This is a genomic window from Hamadaea tsunoensis DSM 44101 (genome assembly GCF_000428945.1).
Taxonomy (GTDB): domain Bacteria; phylum Actinomycetota; class Actinomycetes; order Mycobacteriales; family Micromonosporaceae; genus Hamadaea; species Hamadaea tsunoensis.
Map to the genome: position 1 here is coordinate 166,969 of NZ_AUAX01000002.1, position 17,192 is coordinate 184,160.

11 protein-coding genes are annotated in these 17,192 nt (G+C 73.9%); 2 read left to right on the top strand and 9 right to left on the bottom strand.

The genetic code is table 11. The features are described from left to right. Nucleotides 1-2: 2 nt before the first annotated feature. Together G401_RS0103400 and G401_RS0103405 are read right to left on the bottom strand one after the other, a co-directional pair. Complete coding sequence (locus G401_RS0103400) at nucleotides 3-3,947, bottom strand: tetratricopeptide repeat protein (RefSeq protein WP_169734139.1); 3,945 nt, start codon at nucleotides 3,945-3,947, stop codon at nucleotides 3-5. After that, nucleotides 3,944-4,264, bottom strand: coding sequence for a CU044_2847 family protein (locus tag G401_RS0103405; RefSeq protein ID WP_027341401.1), 321 nt, complete (start codon nucleotides 4,262-4,264; stop codon nucleotides 3,944-3,946). Before G401_RS0103405 ends, G401_RS0103400 begins: the two co-directional genes overlap by 4 nt. Nucleotides 4,265-4,622: 358 nt before the next feature. On the opposite strand from G401_RS0103405, the gene G401_RS0103410 reads away from it, so the two are divergent. Next, a complete protein-coding gene (locus tag G401_RS0103410; protein WP_157545265.1) occupies nucleotides 4,623-5,687 on the top strand; it encodes a hypothetical protein in 1,065 nt (354 codons plus the stop codon). Between the two features lie 19 nt (nucleotides 5,688-5,706). After that, nucleotides 5,707-6,642 (top strand): hypothetical protein, encoded by a 936-nt coding sequence (locus G401_RS0103415; RefSeq protein ID WP_027341403.1) that lies wholly within the window; start codon nucleotides 5,707-5,709, stop codon nucleotides 6,640-6,642. Between the two features lie 83 nt (nucleotides 6,643-6,725). Here the strand turns inward: G401_RS0103415 and G401_RS0103420 are convergent, their stop codons facing one another. The 7 genes from G401_RS0103420 to G401_RS0103450 form a co-directional block, all read right to left on the bottom strand. Then, the gene (locus G401_RS0103420) at nucleotides 6,726-8,684 is read right to left on the bottom strand and encodes an Hsp70 family protein (RefSeq protein WP_027341404.1); all 1,959 of its coding nucleotides are present in this window, start codon (nucleotides 8,682-8,684) and stop codon (nucleotides 6,726-6,728) included. Beyond that, on the bottom strand, nucleotides 8,684-9,448 hold the full coding sequence (locus G401_RS0103425; protein WP_157545267.1) for a hypothetical protein: 765 nt from the start codon (nucleotides 9,446-9,448) through the stop codon (nucleotides 8,684-8,686). Before G401_RS0103425 ends, G401_RS0103420 begins: the two co-directional genes overlap by 1 nt. Nucleotides 9,449-9,465: 17 nt before the next feature. After that, on the bottom strand, nucleotides 9,466-11,010 hold the full coding sequence (locus G401_RS0103430; RefSeq protein WP_027341406.1) for a WD40 repeat domain-containing protein: 1,545 nt from the start codon (nucleotides 11,008-11,010) through the stop codon (nucleotides 9,466-9,468). Next, complete coding sequence (locus G401_RS43150) at nucleotides 10,997-13,555, bottom strand: AAA family ATPase (RefSeq protein ID WP_084556780.1); 2,559 nt, start codon at nucleotides 13,553-13,555, stop codon at nucleotides 10,997-10,999. Before G401_RS43150 ends, G401_RS0103430 begins: the two co-directional genes overlap by 14 nt. 5 nt (nucleotides 13,556-13,560) lie before the next feature. Continuing rightward, nucleotides 13,561-14,892, bottom strand: coding sequence for a hypothetical protein (locus G401_RS0103440; protein WP_027341407.1), 1,332 nt, complete (start codon nucleotides 14,890-14,892; stop codon nucleotides 13,561-13,563). Further along, entirely contained in the window at nucleotides 14,889-15,530 is a 642-nt protein-coding gene (locus tag G401_RS43155) for a 4Fe-4S single cluster domain-containing protein (RefSeq protein WP_051366077.1), read from the bottom strand. The genes G401_RS0103440 and G401_RS43155 overlap by 4 nt, the downstream gene beginning before the upstream one ends. An 89-nt stretch (nucleotides 15,531-15,619) precedes the next feature. Continuing rightward, a complete protein-coding gene (locus G401_RS0103450) occupies nucleotides 15,620-16,957 on the bottom strand; it encodes a hypothetical protein (RefSeq protein WP_027341408.1) in 1,338 nt (445 codons plus the stop codon). Between the last annotated feature and the right edge of the window lie 235 nt (nucleotides 16,958-17,192).

Genomic DNA, 17,192 nt, shown 5'->3' on the forward strand with positions numbered 1-17,192 from the left:
GGTCAGTCGGAGGCGAGGCCGGCGAGGCCCGTACGGGCGCGCTCGCCGACGGGGTCGTCGCCCGCGGCCGCGAGGGCGAACCAGTACGCCGCCTCCTCCGCCTGCCCCTCGGCGGCCGAGACCTCCCCGAGCAGGACGCTCAGCAGCGGCGGAAGCGAAAACTCCGACCTGGGCTCGACCGGCTGCGCCGGGAGCGGCACAGGCTTCGGCGGGAGTTGGGCCACCGGTTCGGTGATGGACGCCAGCAGCTCGATCGCCCGGGCCCGGCTCGCGCCCGCCCCGGCCGCCAGCTCCGACAGCAGCTGCAGCCCGTCGGCGAACTGCGCGGTACGCACATAGTGCTCGCCCAGCGCCAGGCTCGCGCTGACGTACGTGTCGGGATCGGTGCCGCGGGCCGCCTCGCGGGCTCTGGTCAGCCACGCGACGGCCGCGTCGGGCTGGTGCTCGTCGAGGCTCATCTTCCCGAGCAGCAGCGCGGCTTCCGCCTTCTGATCGGTGTCGGCGGCGGCGACCTCGGCGAGGATCTCCCGCGCGGCGGCGGGCTCGCCCAGCCGGGACAGGGCGCTGCCGAGATAGCGCCCGGCCCGGGGGCGTACCCCGGCGTCGCCGTTCGCGTAGGCGTAGTCGAGTTCGGTCCGGGCGCCGGCCAGATCCTCGGTCACCAGCAGGGCGATCCCGATCTCCGTGCGGACGGCGGCCAGCCGCGGCGGGTCGCCCTCGGCGTGCTCCGCGGCGACCCGCAGGAACGGCAGCGCGTCGGCGCAGCGGTCGGCGGTGATCAGATCCACGCCCTGGTCGAGGAAGACCTCGACGATCTCCGCCGGGGTGTCCTGATCGACCGAGGCGCGCAGCAGCTCGATCGCGGCCGCCGCGTCGCCGCGGTCGAGCAGCATCGCCGCCAGCTCGCCGGTGATGACCCGCTCGAAGCCGTAGTCCCGCGTACGCGGATCGGCGGCGAGCTGCCGCAGGAGCCCCTCGGCCCGGGGCAGGTCGCCGATCTGGATCACCAGACCGATCCGGAACAGCTCCCCCACGTACGCCACGGCCTCGTCGTCGTCGCCCGCGAGCCGCTCGAAGATCGCCTCCGCCTGTTCGGTGCGGTCCTCGTTGGCGTGGACGAACGCCTGCACGATCTCGGCGTACGCGGCGACCTTGTGCTCCGATGTGGACACGGCGTCGTCGAGCATCGCCATGGCGCGGGCCGGATCGTCGGGGTAGATGATGCCGGCGTTGTTGATCCGGGCGAGGCCGGAGTACTCCGGGTGCCCGGCGGCGATCACCTCCTGGTACGCCGACTGCGCGCCCAGGTCGTCGTCGGCCGCTTCGAGCAGCTGGCCGAGCATGTAGCCGGCGCGCGGGGACAGCTGGGCGTGCCCCAGCCGGCTGACCTCGCGCAGCAGCTGGAGCGCGGCCTCGGTGTCGCCGTGCCGGGCGTCGAGGGCGGCGAGGTCGATCATCGCCATCGGCGCCCAGTCCCGGTGGCCGTCGCGGATGGCCCGCTCGTACGCCTCCCGCGCGCCGCGGATGTCCCCGCGGCCCGACAGCACGTCGCCGAGCAGGTCGGCGGCCCGGGCGGACTGCTCGGCATCACCGGCGTCGGCGGCCTCGGACAGCAGGTCGGCGGCCTCGTCCAGGTCGCCGGCCTGGCCGAGGAACCAGGCGAGGTTGACCTTCGCCAGGGCCACGGCGTGGCTGTCGTCGCTGGCGGCGGCCGCTTCCAGCAGTTCCCGGCCGGCCGTGAGGTCGCCTTCGTAGCTCAGCAGCGTGCCGAGGTTGGCCTGGGCGAGCGGGACGACCTCGGCGACCCCGGCGGCCAGGGACTGCTCCAGCAGCTGCCGGGCGTCGCGCAGCTCGCCGCGGTCGAGCAGGATGCCGCCGAGGGCGAGCTGGCCCAGCGGCCGCATGACGTCCTGCTGGCGGCGCAGGACCGTGCCGCGGACCAGGTCCTCGGGGTCCTCCGCGGTCAGCGGCTGCTCGCCGCGGTCGGTGGAGAGCATGGCGCGCTGCTGCTGCGGGCTGGAGATCTTCAGGTTCGCCAGGTGCGCCTGCGCGACCGAGGTGACCGTGGTGTCGTCGGCGAGCAGCGCGTCGCGCAGCAGCTGCTCGGCCCGGTCCGGCGCGTCGAGGTTGATCAGGGTCAGGCCGAAGTCCAGCCGGGCGAGTTCGGCCACCTCGGGGACCGGGGACCGCAGGGCCTCCTCGAACAGGGGGCTCGCCGCCGCGAAAGCGCCGTCGGCGAACTCCAGCTCGGCCAGGAACAGCGTCGCCCAGGCGGTGACGGCCGGGTCGGCGTCGTCGGCGGCGCGTACGCGCCCGACCGCGGCCCGGGCGGTCCCGCCGTCCCCGCGCGCCGCGGCGGCGTACGCGACGGCGAGCAGTTCCCGCGGGGCGGCGGCGTCCAGCGCGATCGGCCACGCCCGGGCCGGGATGTCGACGGCCTCCACGCCGTCCCCGCCGTCGGCCATCGAGCGGACGTAGTTGTGGACCTGGTACGCGTCGTCCCCGGCCGCCGCCAGCAGAGCCGGTGCCTCGGCCGCCTGGAGCAGCGCCGACCGCCACCGCTGCTCGTCACCGGTCCCGGGCAGGTACGCCTCGAACAGCGTACGCAGTTGGGCGACGGGCACGGAACCGTTGAGGCCCATGCGATTCCAGTCGGCGGCGGCCCGCACGAGCGCCCAGGCCGGACCGTCCTCGGCGCGGATCTCGGCGTACCTGCGGGCGAGCAGGTCGGCGGCGCGCTCCTGCTCCTCCAGCCGCTCGTTGAGCATGATCGGCTTGACCCGGGCCAGGACGCCGCGGGCGTAGCTGCGCAGGACGCCGGCGTTGCCGTGGATCTCGCGGTACATGTCGGCGTCCATCGTGGCCACGACGGTCACCGGCGGATCGTGGCGGGCGAGGCGGTCCAGCGCCTTGACGTTGAGGCCGAGCGGGCCGAGGAACAGCTGGAGCTCGTCGAGCCAGACGACCGCCGGACCGTCGCCGTAGGACAGTGCGAGCCGGGTCGCCTCCTCGACGCTGGCGTCGGAGACGAGCGGGGCGATCAGGCGCGCGTCCGCCATGTGCCGGCGCAGGTTCTCGATCAGGGTACGCGACTTGCCGGCCCCGCTGCCGCCGACGAGGAGCACGAACGGCTCGGCCGACAGCGCCGCGGCGAGCAGGCCGTCGACCTCGGGACGGGGCCGGTACTCCCCGGCGGGACCGGCCTGCACGCCGATGTCGTACATGTCGGCGTCGCGTACGCGCGGCAGCGAACCGTCGTCGGCCAGCGAGATCTGCAGCAGCTTCTGCAGGCGTTCCCGGTCGGCGCGGGTCAGCACCCGTTCGACGAGCCCGGCCAGCGGCGGCCAGTAGCCGGCGAGCACGTCGGCCGGGATCGCGTACGCGGTGCGCTGGTCGACCTTGCCGGGCCGGTCCTTGCGCACGGTCATGGCGACGACGCCTTCGAGCTCCTCGTCCCAGACCGGGCCGCCGGAGAAGCCCTCCTCGATGCCCTGGCCGACGACGTCGCGGGACTGCAACGCCAGCCACTCCGCCTCGGCGGCGCCGACCAGGGTCACCAGCGCCGGGACGGCGTCGACCGGATGGGCGAGCGGGTAGCCGAGGGCCACCGCGCGATGGCCCACCACGTCGTCGGAACGGCGCAGCGGGGCCGGGACCGCGCCCGGCGGAGCGTCGGCGAGCAGTTCGAGGACGGCGATGTCGCCGCGCAGCGACGGCCCGGGCGGCTCGGGATGCCAGCCGTCGGCCGTCACGCGTGCCTCGATGGGCTCGTGCGCGTCCGCGTACTGGAATTCGAGCCAGACCGGTTGCGGCTCGGCGCCGGGGGAGACGACGTGGACGCACGTGACGACGTGCGTGCGGGTGACGAGGAAGCCCGCGCCGACGACGGGCCCGCCGGGGCTGCGGCGGACCTTCACCAGCCAGCCGGGCCGGACCGGGGTGGTCATCGACCGGCGCCGCGTTCCCACTGCATGCGGACCACGAAGTGGCATTCCGCCGTGGAGCGGGCGACGACCGCGCCGACCTCGCCGGACAGCTTGAGCCCGAACTCGATCTCGTGCGAGGTCGGCGCCATGGCGGCGATCGACTCCATGACCGCCGCGAGCGACGGGCGCAGCGAGTCCAGTGCCTGCTCCAGGCGCTGGCCGGCCTCGGCGATCGCGGTGCCGTTGCGCGCGACGCGCTGCAACCCGACCGACGGCTCGTCGACCTCGACGATCAGCGCGTCGCCGTTCTCGGTGCGGAACTGCACAAGGTCTGCCACCGTGCCCACCTGACTGTCCGAGTTGGAGGGGCGCTGCCGCGCGTGGCCCGAGCGTAGCCAGCCGGGCCCCCCGGCGGCTGGCCGAAAGCCGACATCCACCCGTCCGTACAGGGAGATCCGGCCGTCCGCATTCTTCGGTACGCTCGCCGCAGGAGCCGACCGCCGCCAGGCCACAGGGTCTGTTTCAGAATTGCGGTCGAGGCACGGCGTGGTCCAGGCGGTGATCCGGCAAGGCTTGATCTTCGTCGGGATACCGGTGTTGTATCTCGGCGGAGATCAAACGCCGCCGGGCGCCGGCTGGGCCCGGCGTGACCGAACGGAATGCTGAAACAGACCCTAGTCCCAGGGATGGTTGCCCGTGCATGTCGGGTTGGACCTGAGCACGCGCCAGGCCGTGGTCCGCGACGCCGCCGGCGTGATCGTCGTCGGCGAAGGACCGCCGCCGGGCGTGTCCACTGTGGTCGCCGCTGTTCCCGACGCGTGGCTGGCCGGCGATCCGGCCGGGGCCGCCGAAGGTGAACGGGCCCGCGACCGGCTGGACCGGGTCTGGCCCGTGCCCGTCGCCCAGATGGTCGGCCGGGCCGCGGCCGCCCTGGCGAGCGTGGAGCCGGCCGTCGACGGCGTACACACCCTCTGCGACGTGTCCGCCGAGTCGGTCAGCGTGGTCGGCTGCCGGCGGTCCGGTACGCGGATCGAGGTGGTCGGCGCGTGGACCCGGCCGGTCGGCCGGCCGGGTTCCCTCGACCGGTTCCTCGCGGCGATCGACCGTGGCGGCCCCGACGATCACCGGCGCGCCCTCGCGGTCCTGGCCGCCGCCGCGCGCGCCGACCGGTACGCCGGGACGCCGGTCTACGACGGCATTGCGGCCGGCGAACTCCTGGCCGCCTTCGCACCGCTGCGCTCGGCGCTGCACGGTCTGCCGCGGCCCGGTCTCGTCTTCGGTCCGGCGGCCGGCGCGCTGCCCGCCGGACTGCTCGACACCGCCACCGCCGACGCCGTCCTGCTGCCCGCCGACGCCGCCGCCCGGGGCGCACTGCTCATCGCCGAGGGGGCGGTACGCGTACCGCAGCCGGCGCCGGGCCGCCTGGCGCTGCCGGTGCACCGCGTGCTCGGCGGCGAACTCGTCGACGAGACGCTGACCCTGGTCGAGGCGGGACAGCCGTACCCGGCCTGGGTGGTGGCGCCGGACGGCCCGCTCACCGTCGAGGTACGCCCCGGCGATCCCCTGCGCCTGCGATGGCAGGACGAGTCGGTCACCGCCTCGGTGCCGGCCGCCGGGCTGTACCGGTTCGGATTCTGGCCGGCCCACACCGGGCCCGGCTTCGTCGTCCTGCGACCGGTCCCGGCGGGCGAACCGGTCCTCGTCGCCCTGCCCGCGATCCCCGATCCGCGGCAGCCCCAGCCCACGGCACCCCTGCCGTAGACGCCCCCGGAGGCAGAGCATGACCGAACAGGTGCGGGCGGACCTCGCGGCGGCCCTCGCGGACGATGCCGCCGACGCACCGCTGCGCGTCCTGCGGCTGGCCTTCGAGCTGGCCGCGCCGACGCTGTCGGCGGCCGGATCCGACGGCGGCGTCACCGCCATCGAGGCGGTCATCGCCCTCGACGAGGCGTTCTCCGCCGCCGCGCCGGTACTGGCGGCCGCACCGGCTCTGCTCGACGCGGCGGCCGCCGGGTCCGCGGTCGACGACTACGTGCGCGGCACCGCGACGGACGTGGCGACGCTGGCCGGGCGGCTGGCCGCGACCCGCTCGGAGTGGGAGGACGTACGCCGGTCGGAGGAGGATCTGCGCGCCCGCGCGGCCGAGCACGAGGAGCTGCTGGTACGCGTACACGAGCTGCGCCGCCTGGCCCGGCTGGTGACCGCGCTCGACGAACTGGCCGCCCAGCGGGCCCTGGTGGACGAGCGGCTGGAACTGTTGCGCGGCACGGCCGGCGTGGCCGTCGAGGGCCTCAGCGCGGCGGCCGGCGACCTGGTGACGCTGACCGGCGAGCGGCTGGATCTGCTCGCCGCGCCCGCCCGGGAGGCGCTGGCCGAGGCCGCCGAGCGGCAGGCGCGGCTGGCCGAGCTGGAAGCGCGCCTGACCACGGCGCGGGCCGGCCTGGCCGCGGCGACCGCCCGGCAGGCGGCGCTGACCGCCGAGCATGACCAGACGGTCGCGGCCCTGCGCGAGCACGAGGCCGCCGACCGGGCCGTCGCGGCGGCGCTGGCCGCGTTCGGGCCGGCCGCGGAGACCGACGCGCTGGCCCGCCTGACCACCGTCCTCGACGAGGTACGCGGCCGGCTGACCGAAGTGGACGGTGCGCTCGGCGCCCACCTCGCGGCCGCGGCGGCCCGGCACGACGGGACCGCCGCCGGCCGGGCCCTTTCCGCCTGAACCCACGGCAAGGCAGGGCCACTCAAGAAGAGGCGGGCCACTCAAGAAACGAGCAGCCCGCCTGAACCCTCAGCCGGCGGCGCTCAGGAGATGAGCAGCTCGGCCTCGCGGGCCTGCGCCTCCAGGCGCAGCGCGAGGTCGGCCGCGATCTTGGCGCCCAGGTTCGGGCCCTCCTTCTCCAGGAACTCGTTGGCGAGTTGGAGGGCCAGCCGGCCCTCCTCGACCGAGGCGGACGACTTGAGCCGCTGCACCAGGCCCTCCTCGCTCTTCAGCTGGCGCATCCAGAGCGGCAGGTTCGAGGTCTGCGCCTTCTCCAGGGCCGCCTCCCGCCCGATCACCAGCGTCACCATCGCGGCGACGAACGCGACGACGGCGCCGACCGGCCCCATCGCCAGCACGATCGCGCCGGTGCTGGTCAGCAGCCAGGTACCGAGGATGCCGAGGACGACGGTGTTGATCGCGGTGGCCATCGTCCCGATCGCCTCCGTGCCGGGGGTGATGTTCGGGGCCAGGTCGACCTCCGTGGAACCGCTCACCTTCTGCCGCTGCAAGGCCATCGCCGCCGGCGGGATCCGCCAGCGGTTGCAGATCGGCCGGGTCAACGCCTCCAGCGCCGGCTGCATCTCGTCCTGCCAGTCGGAGATGATCCTGTTGACCTTCGGGTTGTTGGGCCGGGTGATGTCGGCGCGCATCTCGCTGGCGACCTGGGCGGCCATGTCCCGCAGCGTCTTGATCCGGCCCGAGCGCCACTGCTGGAACGCGGGGATGACGTACCGCTCGGTCATGCCCTCGGTCAGCCCGGCCCCCAGCCGCTGCGCGAGGTCCGGCAGCCGGTCGGCCACGAGCAGGCTGATGCCGGTGCCGGTGGTCAGGCTCGTGATGTCGGACCGGAACCCGCCGGCGCGTACGCCGATCCGGCCCGCCAGCGCCAGGCCGCGCGCGATGGCCACCTCGGGTTCCGAGCCGAGCAGGGTCCGGTCCGGGCCGAAGACGGTCCGGGTGATCTCCTGCACGAACGTCATCCGGGAGGCGCCGCCGGTCAGCAGCACCGAGTCCGGCGGGTCGGCCAGCCCGGCGGCGACGGTCATCAGGTCGTCGCGGAACGCCTCCGGCCACGACCGCCCGCCGAGCGCCGGCTGCGGGGTGGCCAGGATCGCGGTCATCTCCTCCTCGCCGACCTCGATCGGGAAGTAGACGGCGCCGGTCCGCGTGATCAGCTTGTAGGTCTTGATGATGACCGAGTTGGGGCTGGACAGGTCGGCCGGGTCGATGAGGAAGTACTCCTCCTTGATCCGGCGGCAGAACACCTCCAGCCGCAGCCGCTGGAACGGGCTCTCCCCGAGCGCGTCCTCGATCTCCGCCCGCTGCGGGCTGGCCTCGATCGCCCGGCGCAGCATGGTCTGCTCGATCAGGCCCGCGCCCAGCGCCGTGCCGCGGTCGCTCGGCGCCATCCGCCGCTTCACCACGCTGGTGAAGTCCGTTGTGGACGATCCGACGTCGACGATGAGCACCGAGCCCGACAGCTGGCCGGCCGTCACCGGCACCTCGCCGGAATCCCGCGCGTAGAGCAGGGCCGCCCGCGACTCCGGCACCACCTCGACCGTCGTATAGGGATCGTCGAGGCCGGGCACGGCCAGCAGCTTCGCGTACTCCTTCAGCAGTTCCTTGTCCCAGCCGGACGGCGCGCCGAAGACCCAGCGGCGGGCGCCGTCGCGGCGCACCGAGCCTTTGCCGGTGACGTCGGCGACGATCGTCTCGACCAGCAGCCGGGTCGGCACGTGCATCGCCGGATCGTCCAGGTGCGGGGACTTGAACGCCAGGTACAGCTGCGTCGTGCCGTCGGTGATGGCACTCTCCCCCACCAGCACGCCACGCGTGGGATGCACCGCGACGGCGGTGATGTGCTGGCGTCCCTTGCCCTGCGCGCCGGTCAGCGACAGCGCCCGCGGCGCCGCGTCCTCACGCGCCTGCACGACCGTCAGCGCCGTCTCGCCGTGCCCGAGATCGAACCCGATGACCTGGGTGTCCATGGTGTCGCTCATCAGTGCTCCTCCTCCGCGGTCCGGGTCGGCTCCAGCGCCTCGCCGCGCAACAACACCGGGTGTACGCCGACGATGGCCGGCCGCGTCGTCTGCGGCCCGGACCGGTCGGGGTCGGGATGCGGGCCGACGTTGAACAGGTCGCGGTCGGCCCCGTCGAAGTCTTTGACCTGTATGCCTTTGCGTTCGAGCTTGGCCCGGACTTCTTTGATCTTGGTGAGGGCCATCGTGTCGTCGGCGGTGAACAGCTCCTGGAAGACGCGCAGCAGCTCGACGTCGGCGCCCCACGGCAGCGGGGCGGCGGGGCGCGGGGCCGGGGTGGACAGCTCCATCAGCCGGTCGATCGCATGGAAGGCCGCGCCGAGCTGGCCGAAGTACGCCCCGCCGTCGACCCGGTCGCGGCGGTCGGTGGTGTCGCGCAGCTTTCCCTGCGGCTCCGGATCCGGCGAGGACCCGCCGATGCGCACGCCCATGATCGTGATCCCGGACCGGCCGCTCTCCTCGGTCCGCTCGGTGCGGGCCCGGACCGGCGCTTCCCGCAGGGTCATCAGCACACCGGTCAGCGTGCCGAGCAGGGTGCGCACCTGCTCGGCCCGAGCGTCGCTGGTGGCGCCGAACGCTTCCCCGAGGACATGGTCGATGGCCAACGCACTCCAGCCTTCGACAGTCCCACGCGGCACTCTCGACCAGTTCTGCCCTTTCGCCACGCGCTCGGCGTCCCAGCGGTCGAAGATCGGCCCGAGGGCCGGCATCTGTCGTTCACCCACAGCCCACTCCAAACCCCTTATCCGGCAACGTTTTGCTGAGATGGATCGGCTTGCCAGGCGCGGATCAGGCCGTCGCCGCCGACGCCGATGAGCCGGCCGGCCGCGTCGTGGCCGAGCGCCCGCACCGGGCCGGCGTGCTGCCCGAGCACCACCGCCTGCTCCCCCGGGCGCCGCCCCGGCCACCAGGCCACCGTTCCGCGGTCGTCCCCGGCGGCGACCGCACCGCGGCGGGGCAGGACCACCGCCCGCACGGCCGCGGTCAAGGCCCGCAACACCGCCAGTTCGGCCTGGTCGGCGGTACGCCAGAGGCGTACCGAGCCGTCGGCGCAGCCGGCCGCGACGACGGTGCCGTCCCGGTCGAAGGCCGCGCACCGGACCGGCGCGCCGGTCGGCATGGCCCCCACGACCACCCCCGTACGCGCGTCGCGCAGTTGCAGGAGGGCGTCGTCCCCGCCGACGGCGATCAGGTTCCCGCCCCGGCCCGTCGCCAGGGCGGCCGCGGCGAGCCGGCCGACGGTGATCCGCTCGGCGTACTCCTCGGCGGCGGCCGGCTGCCACGGCGCCTGCAGGATCACTCCGTCGTCGCCGACGCTGACCGCCGTCCCACCGCGTACGCACACCCCGGCGACCCAGCCGCCGTGCCGGGCGATGATCCGGGGCGGCCGGCCGGGGACGATGACGCGTACGGTGCCGTCGATGTCCCCGGTGAGGATCGTGCCGTCGGCGGTGACCGCGAGCGCCGAGATCCGGGCGTCGGCCGCCGCAGGCCCCCGGTACGCCGACCGGCCCGACGGCAGCCGCCACACCTCGATCGCCCCGGCCCGGTCCCCGGCCACGACGGCGTCCGGCGCGACGGCCGCGGCGGTGAGCGGGCGGCCGGCCGGGATCGCCAGCGCCCACCGGCGACCGCGGCGCGTACGCACGATCCGGCTGCCCGGCCGGCGTTCGGCGAGCAGGTCGAGCGCGAGGTCGGGCACGAGCCAGCCGGGCACGTGGCAGACGAGCACGGGCTCATCCGCCACCGGGAAGGCGGCCAGTGCGTCCGTCAGAGCCGCCCGGACACGTTCGGTGGACAGCGGCCGCGTACCGGTGCCGCCGGCGAGCTGGAAACGGCGGACGTCCTCGTCTGCGTCGAGCTCCGCGATCGCCTCCGGCCAGGTGACGCTCTGACCGCCGGCGTGCACGCCGTCCTCGTCGACCTCGATGGCCTGCGGCGGGACGGCGTACTCGTCGTCGTAGTCGTGGGCGCCCAGCCGGCGCAGGCGTTCCGCGCGCCGGTCCGCGGCGACCGGGCCGCCGCGCAGCAGCGGCGCCAGGCGGTCGAACAGGGCCTCGTCGACGCGGCCGGGATGGCCCGCGGCGCGCAGGGCGGCGTCGATGTCCACCTCGGCGCGGGCCCGGGCCAGCTGGTCGGCGAACTCCCGGCGCGCCGCCGCGTCCGCGTGGCCGGCCCGGTAGCCGGTCCGCAGCGTCCATCCACACCGGACACACGTGTCGGCGGTCCCGGCGTCGCGGCAGACCGGGCAGGCGGTCCGGGGCGCCGTGGTCTCAGTAGAGGTCATCGGGCACGTCCTCGGCCGTGAACGTGAACGGGTCGTCGCCGTCGTCCAGCCGCGCGGACATCCGCGCCTCCATGCGTTCCAGCAGCCGCCGCACGGCCCGGGCGTTGCCGAAGTCGTCGCGGTGCGCCGCCTGCGCCCGGGCCAGGCAGGCGGTGGCACGCGCGGCCGCCGCGTCGGTCACCGTGCAGCCGGCCGCCGCGGCCATCCGCCGCAGGATCTCCACCAGCTCCGCCACCGTGTACGCGCTGAACTCGACCCGTTCGGTGAACCGGCTGCGCAGCCCCGGATTGCGGGCGACGAACTCGGCCATCAGATCGGGATAGCCGGCCGCGATGACGACGAGCCGCCCGCGCAGCCGCTCCATCTCGGAGTTGAGGACGCCGATCACCTCCTGCCCGAAGTCCCAGCCGGCCCCCTGCGACAGCGTGTACGCCTCGTCGATGAACAGCACGCCGTCCAGCGCCCGCTCCACCGCCGCTTTCGTACGCTCGGTCGACCCGCCGACGTGCCCGGCCACGAGTTCGGCCCGGCTGACCTCGACGACGTGACCGCGGCGCAGCAGCCCGAGCGCGCGGAACGTCTCGCCGCACAGCCGCGCGACCGTGGTCTTGCCGGTGCCGGGCGGGCCGAGGAACAGCAGGTGCGGCGCGACCACGCCGGCGGCCTGCTGGCGCTGCTTGAGCTGCAGGCGGCCGACCAGTTCGGTGAAGACCCGGCGCACCGCGGCCAGCCCGACGAACGAGTCGAACCGGGCGAGCAGCTCCCGCGGCGACGGCACCGGCGCGGAGGCGTACGCGTCGAAGGCCGCCGGGATGTCGGCCGCGGTGACCGGCAGCGTCACGTCGCCGCCGATGCGCAGCGCCCAGGCGATCTCGATGTCGTCGGCCGCTTTCCGGGCGGTACGCGCGTTGCTGAACCCCGGGGCCTGCGCGACGTACATGCCTTGCATGACCTCGCCCAGGCGGGCCTCGAAGGCGGCGTCCCAGGTGAGCCGGCGCCCGGCGAGGACGTCCACCGCGATGGACAGCAGCTGCGGCCCGCTGAAGTCGGGGAAGTCGACGACCGCGCCGAACCGGCCGGCGAGTCCCTGGTTGGAGGCGAGGAAGGCGGCCATCTGCTCTCGGTAGCCGGCCACGACCACGACCAGGTCGCCGCGGTCGCGTTCCATCCGCTCGACCAGCTCGTCGGTCGCCTGGTTGCCGAAGCTGCCCTGCTCCAGCAGGTCGTACGCCTCGTCGATGAACAGCACGCCGCCGAGCGCCCGGTCGATGACCTCCCCGGTACGCTGCGACGTCTGCCCCAGGAAGCCGGCGACGAGATCCTTGGCGGTGGTCGCCACCAGGTGCCCCTTGCGCAGCAGGCCGAGCTCCCGGTAGATCTCGCCGATCAGCTGGGCGACCGTCGTCTTGCCGGTGCCCGGGTTGCCCTGGAACACCATGTGCAGCGACGACGCCGTGCCCAGGGTGCCGCCGTCGACGGCGGCACCGTCGCGGGCGGCCAGCTGGCGGCGGGCCAGGACCATCGCGCGCAGGCCGGCGATGTGCTCCTTGATCGGTTCGAGCCCCGGCATCGCCGACAGCCGCGCCCAGGCGCCCGGTCCGCCCGGCAGGGCCGCCGTGAGCCAGCCGCGGCGCATGAGTTCGCCGGTGCTCAGCGGTACGCCTTCGCGCGCCAGCACCCGCAGGCAGTGGTGCCAGTCGCGCAGCCGCATGTCGTCGGCCCCGGCCAGGCTCCGCACGGTCGGCTCGACGTCGCGCCAGTCGCCGATGCGCAGCCCTTCCCGCAGCCGGACGACGTCCAGCAGCCTGCGTACCTCGCCGGCGTCGGGGGCGCCGATCCGCAGGGCGAGCGGAACGCCCCGGCGGCGCTCGGCGTCGCGCAGGAACCGCTCCAGCCGGGGCAGGCGGCGCTGACCGGCGACGAAGTCGCGCACGTCGGCCAGCCGCTCCTGGCGGAACATGAGGATGCACACGTTCTGCCCGGAGACCCGGCCGGGTTCCAGCCACTCGGCGAAGACCCCGGCGAGGTCGCGGTTGGACTCCAGGTAGGTCAGCTGCTCTTCCGCGTGCGTCACGACCACCGCGGTACGCGTACGCGACTGGCGCATCGCGTGGTCGATCATCATGATCCAATGTGGATCGGAGAGCCCCGCGTCGGGTTCCGCGGGGGCGGCGACCGGCGACGGCGCGCCGTCCGGGGCGGTGGCGAGGATCAGGTCGCCGAACGGCCCAGCGAATCCGCCGAGCATCCGGTCGGCCGGGACCGGCTCCGGCTCCCCGGCCGGGTAGAACGCGGCCCGCGAGGCGTCGTCGCGGAAGTAGATCGGCTCGCGGGCCGCCGTGAACACCACGCACTCGAAACCGGCCGCCCGCAGCAGTTCCAGGGTGACCTGCTGGATGTCGCGCAGGACGTAGTCCCGGCCGGCGAAGGTGTCGTCCAGGCCGGGCCCGAACAGCACGAGCAGCGGCTCGGTGCCGGCGGCGGGCAGGCCGGGCAGGCGTTCGACTCCGGCGGCCGGCGGGGTGACCGGGGCGGGCGCGGTCACTCCGATCAGCGCCCCGGCGACTGCACCGGGGGCGGCGGCACCGGCTGGCCGGCCGGCTCACCGGGAACCGCGGCCGAAGCCTTGTGCCGCAACGCCTGCAGGTCGCGTACGGCGGGGTTCGCGACATCCGCCTCGGTCTGGGGCGCCTCGGCCAGGATGCCCGCGCCGCGCAGCTCCCGCGCGATCGCGTCCGCCCGGTCCCGCAGCACGTACTCGGCGGTGGTCCGGCTGTCGTACGAGTGCAGGCGCACCACGCACGCGCCGCTGTCGTCCGGGGTCGCGGCGACGTCCACGACGATCTCGCTGCCGTCGGGGTGCCGCAGCTTCGCGAAGTACGCCTCCCGGTAGTCGTCGCCGGCGTACACCCGGTCCACCACGACGTATCCGGCCCGCTGCTGCAGGCTGCGGGCGACCGCGTCGGCGTAGTTGGCCCGCAGCTGCGAGGCCAGCACCCGCAACCCGGAACGCTGCACGACCTCCGAGAGGCGCTGCTCCAGGGCACCGATCTCCTGCTGCACGATCCGGGTCAGGTCCGCGGCCGGCATCGGCGCCTGCTCGTCGGACGCCCGCTCGATCAGCCCGGCGACCTCGGCCTCCAGCTCGCTGAGCTGGCCGCGGGTCCAGTGGTCCACGTCGACGGTCACCGACACGGTCCGGCCGTGCGCGTCGGACGCCTCCACGGCCTGCCGCTTGTGCTCGTCCACCAGGGCCGCGACCAGGTACAGCCCGCGCAGTGCGGCCTTCCGCGCCGCCAGCCGGTCCCGGTCGGCCACCTCGATCCGCACCCGCAGATCACTGAGATCGGCGTACGCGGCCTGGGCGGTGCTGAGCGCCGGACCGTGCAGGCCCTGCTCGACGTTGGCCTCGGCCATCGCGATCCGGGTCGTGAGCCGGTCGACCTCGCCGGGCTGGAGCCGTTGATGCGGAAGTGTGGTGCGGATGAGCTCGCCGAGCGTCTTCGCGTCGGCGATCCAGTCACGGGCGACCGCCTCGACGTCGGCGACCGGCGCGGCGGCCAGCGCCTCGGTCGCGGCCGCGCGGGCCTGCTCCACCCCGGCCGCCCGTTCCCCGTCGGCGCCCGCGGTCCGCCGCAACTCCTGCGTCGTGCGTTCTTCCAGTTCCCGCGTACGCGCGCTCAGCCGGCTCGCGGCGGCGTCGGCGGCGGCCAGCCGGGCGTCGGCCTCCTCGACGGCCAGCCGCAACTGCTCCTGCACCCGCTCATTGATCGCCGTGTAGTACTCGGGGGCGTTGCGCCGCACATCGCTGAGCAGCTCGGCCCGCCGGCGGATGTCGAAGAACGAGGACTCCGCCACCGGAATCCGTTTCTGGCCGCTCACGCAGTCTCCTCCTGCGAACCGATCTCCGCGCCGGTGACGGTGCCGGTGACGTCGTCGAGGGCGGGCAGCAGCCCCCGCGGCGGTACGCCGACCATCAGCACCTCGCCACCGGAGATGTGCAGCTCCGCCTGCCGGTGCGCACCCTCGAAGTCGAACCCGGACAGCCGCCCGGTCAGGCGGTGGATCCGCTGATTCGTGCTGCCGCGCAGGCCCCGACCGTCGTCGCGGGCGGCCACGTAGACGCCGTCGATCAGCACATCCACCTCCCCGAGCAAGTCGGCCACCCCGGGGCTCGGCGGCCGCGTACGCAGGCGTTCGAGCGTGAACCCGGTGAAGCACACGACGTCGACGTCACGCGTACGCCGAGCATGCCGCGCCACCGCCGCGAGCGCCTCGGCCTGAAGCATCGGCTCTCCGCCCGAGAAGGTGAGCCCGGTGACGTCCGGATCGGACAGCAACTCAGCCGCAAGGTCGCAGCTGTCCGCCAGACGGGCGGTCCGTTGTGGAATCCATTCCGGGGCGACGCAACCTGTGCAGTCGAAGGGGCAGCCCTGCACCCACACGACCGAGCGCCGGCCGGGGCCGAGGGCGTGGGTGCCGACACAGGTGGCGGCCACGTTGAGAAGCGGGGTGGGCACGCTTTCATGGGATCACGCACAGGACGTCGCCGCGGTGGCGCCGTCGCGTTGCCGACTGCCGCACCACCCGTCCCGGCGAGCGGCGGTCCTCAGAAGTGGTCGGGGATGATCTCGGCGAGCCCCGCCACGATCTTCGCGTTCTCCTTCTCCCCCGCCTTGTAGTGCAGGACCGCCTCGTACAGGGCCTGACCGGCGTTCTCCAGCTGGTTCATGGTCTTCTGGAGGATGTTCTCGAGCATCTGGGCCGCCTCGTTGAACAGGGGCACGGAGCGCGGGAACATCGAGGACACCGACCCGGGCACCTGCGCACCGTGGACCGCGGACACGGCGTCGTAGTACTCCCGGGCGGCGCGCGGCAGGTTGAAGTAGCCGGCCCGCGCGAGGTCCTGCAACGCGACGACCAGCTGGTCCGGCGGCTTGCCGTCGCCGTCCTGGATGTCGAGGTGGCCGAGCTCGTGCGGCGACAGGTCCACGGTCTCCAGCGTCAGGTTCTTGCTGCCGAACCGGTCCCCGCTGGTGATGTCGGTGTCGAGGCCGCGGGCGATGGCGCCGTCCACGTTGGCAATCCACTCACGCAGGTTGTTGATGGCGTACATCGTGTTGACGATGATCTGCTGCGGGGCGTCGTTGTAGTCCACCTCGATGTAGGGCTTGTCGTCCGAGGCCAGCTTGAAGGACGAGACCACGCCGCTCACGAGCGAGGCCACACCGACGACGATCGCCGCCGCGCTCGCCGGCAGCGCGAGGCCGAACGCCGCCAGGGCGGTGGAGATGGTGCCGAGGTCCGTACGCCAGTCGCCGTCGCCCGACGCGTACATCTGATGGAAGCGCAGGGCGCTCAGGCAGCTCTTCGCGATGAACAGGATCGCGTGCTCGATGGTCTCGACCACCTTGGCGAGGATCACCGCCGCGAGCGCCATCTCCTTGATGTACGCGCCCTGCCAGTCGGCCGCGACATGGAACGGGTACAGGAAGTGGCTGTAGAACGTGAGCGCGGCGGGGCCCGACCACTGCTTGGCGTAGATCATCCCCAGGACGGGCCGGACGTAGGTCTCGTCGGCGACGGCGACGTCGCCGAAGGCCGTTCCCGCCGAGACGGTGCTCACCAGCGGCCCCGTGCTCCCGAACGTCGGCCCGGGAACCGAGTCGCTCTGGGTCGGATTCCAGGTGTTGGGCTTGGCCTCGGACGGCGTGGACAACGCGTTCGCCGTCGTCATGAAGTCGAACGCGTCCAGCACGTAGAACTCGCGGAACCGCGTCTGGAGTTCGGCGACCGAGAAGGAGTACTCGTGGTGGGCGTCCTCCCACGCGCCGGCCTCCTGCGCGAGATCCAGATCGGGAATCGACGACAGGAGATACTGCCAGCGCTTCTCGGCTTCGACGGCGATCGCGATCACGATGGGCTCAAGGTCGTCTTGCAGGGCCACGGTCGTTCCTCTCGGTACCCCGCCCACCGGCACTCGATGGGTGTGGCCGCGACCGTTCGCCGTCCAGACGCGTACACCAACAGTCGAACATGTCCATCGCGGATTCGGCAACCCTCGGCCATGACGTTCCACAGAGGATTGAAGTGCGACTTCCGGTGACTCGGGGCTGTTTCATCCTTGAGGAGGAGACGCGCGTACCGCGCTGGTTGGAGACGTGTCATCCCTTGCCGTCCAG

Coding starts and splice junctions, on each gene's coding strand:
- G401_RS0103400 (WP_169734139.1), bottom strand. CDS start 3,947: ATGACCACCCCGGTCCGGCCCGGCTGGCTGGTGAAGGTCCGCCGCAGC.
- G401_RS0103415 (WP_027341403.1), top strand. CDS start 5,707: ATGACCGAACAGGTGCGGGCGGACCTCGCGGCGGCCCTCGCGGACGAT.
- G401_RS0103420 (WP_027341404.1), bottom strand. CDS start 8,684: ATGAGCGACACCATGGACACCCAGGTCATCGGGTTCGATCTCGGGCAC.
- G401_RS0103430 (WP_027341406.1), bottom strand. CDS start 11,010: ATGACCTCTACTGAGACCACGGCGCCCCGGACCGCCTGCCCGGTCTGC.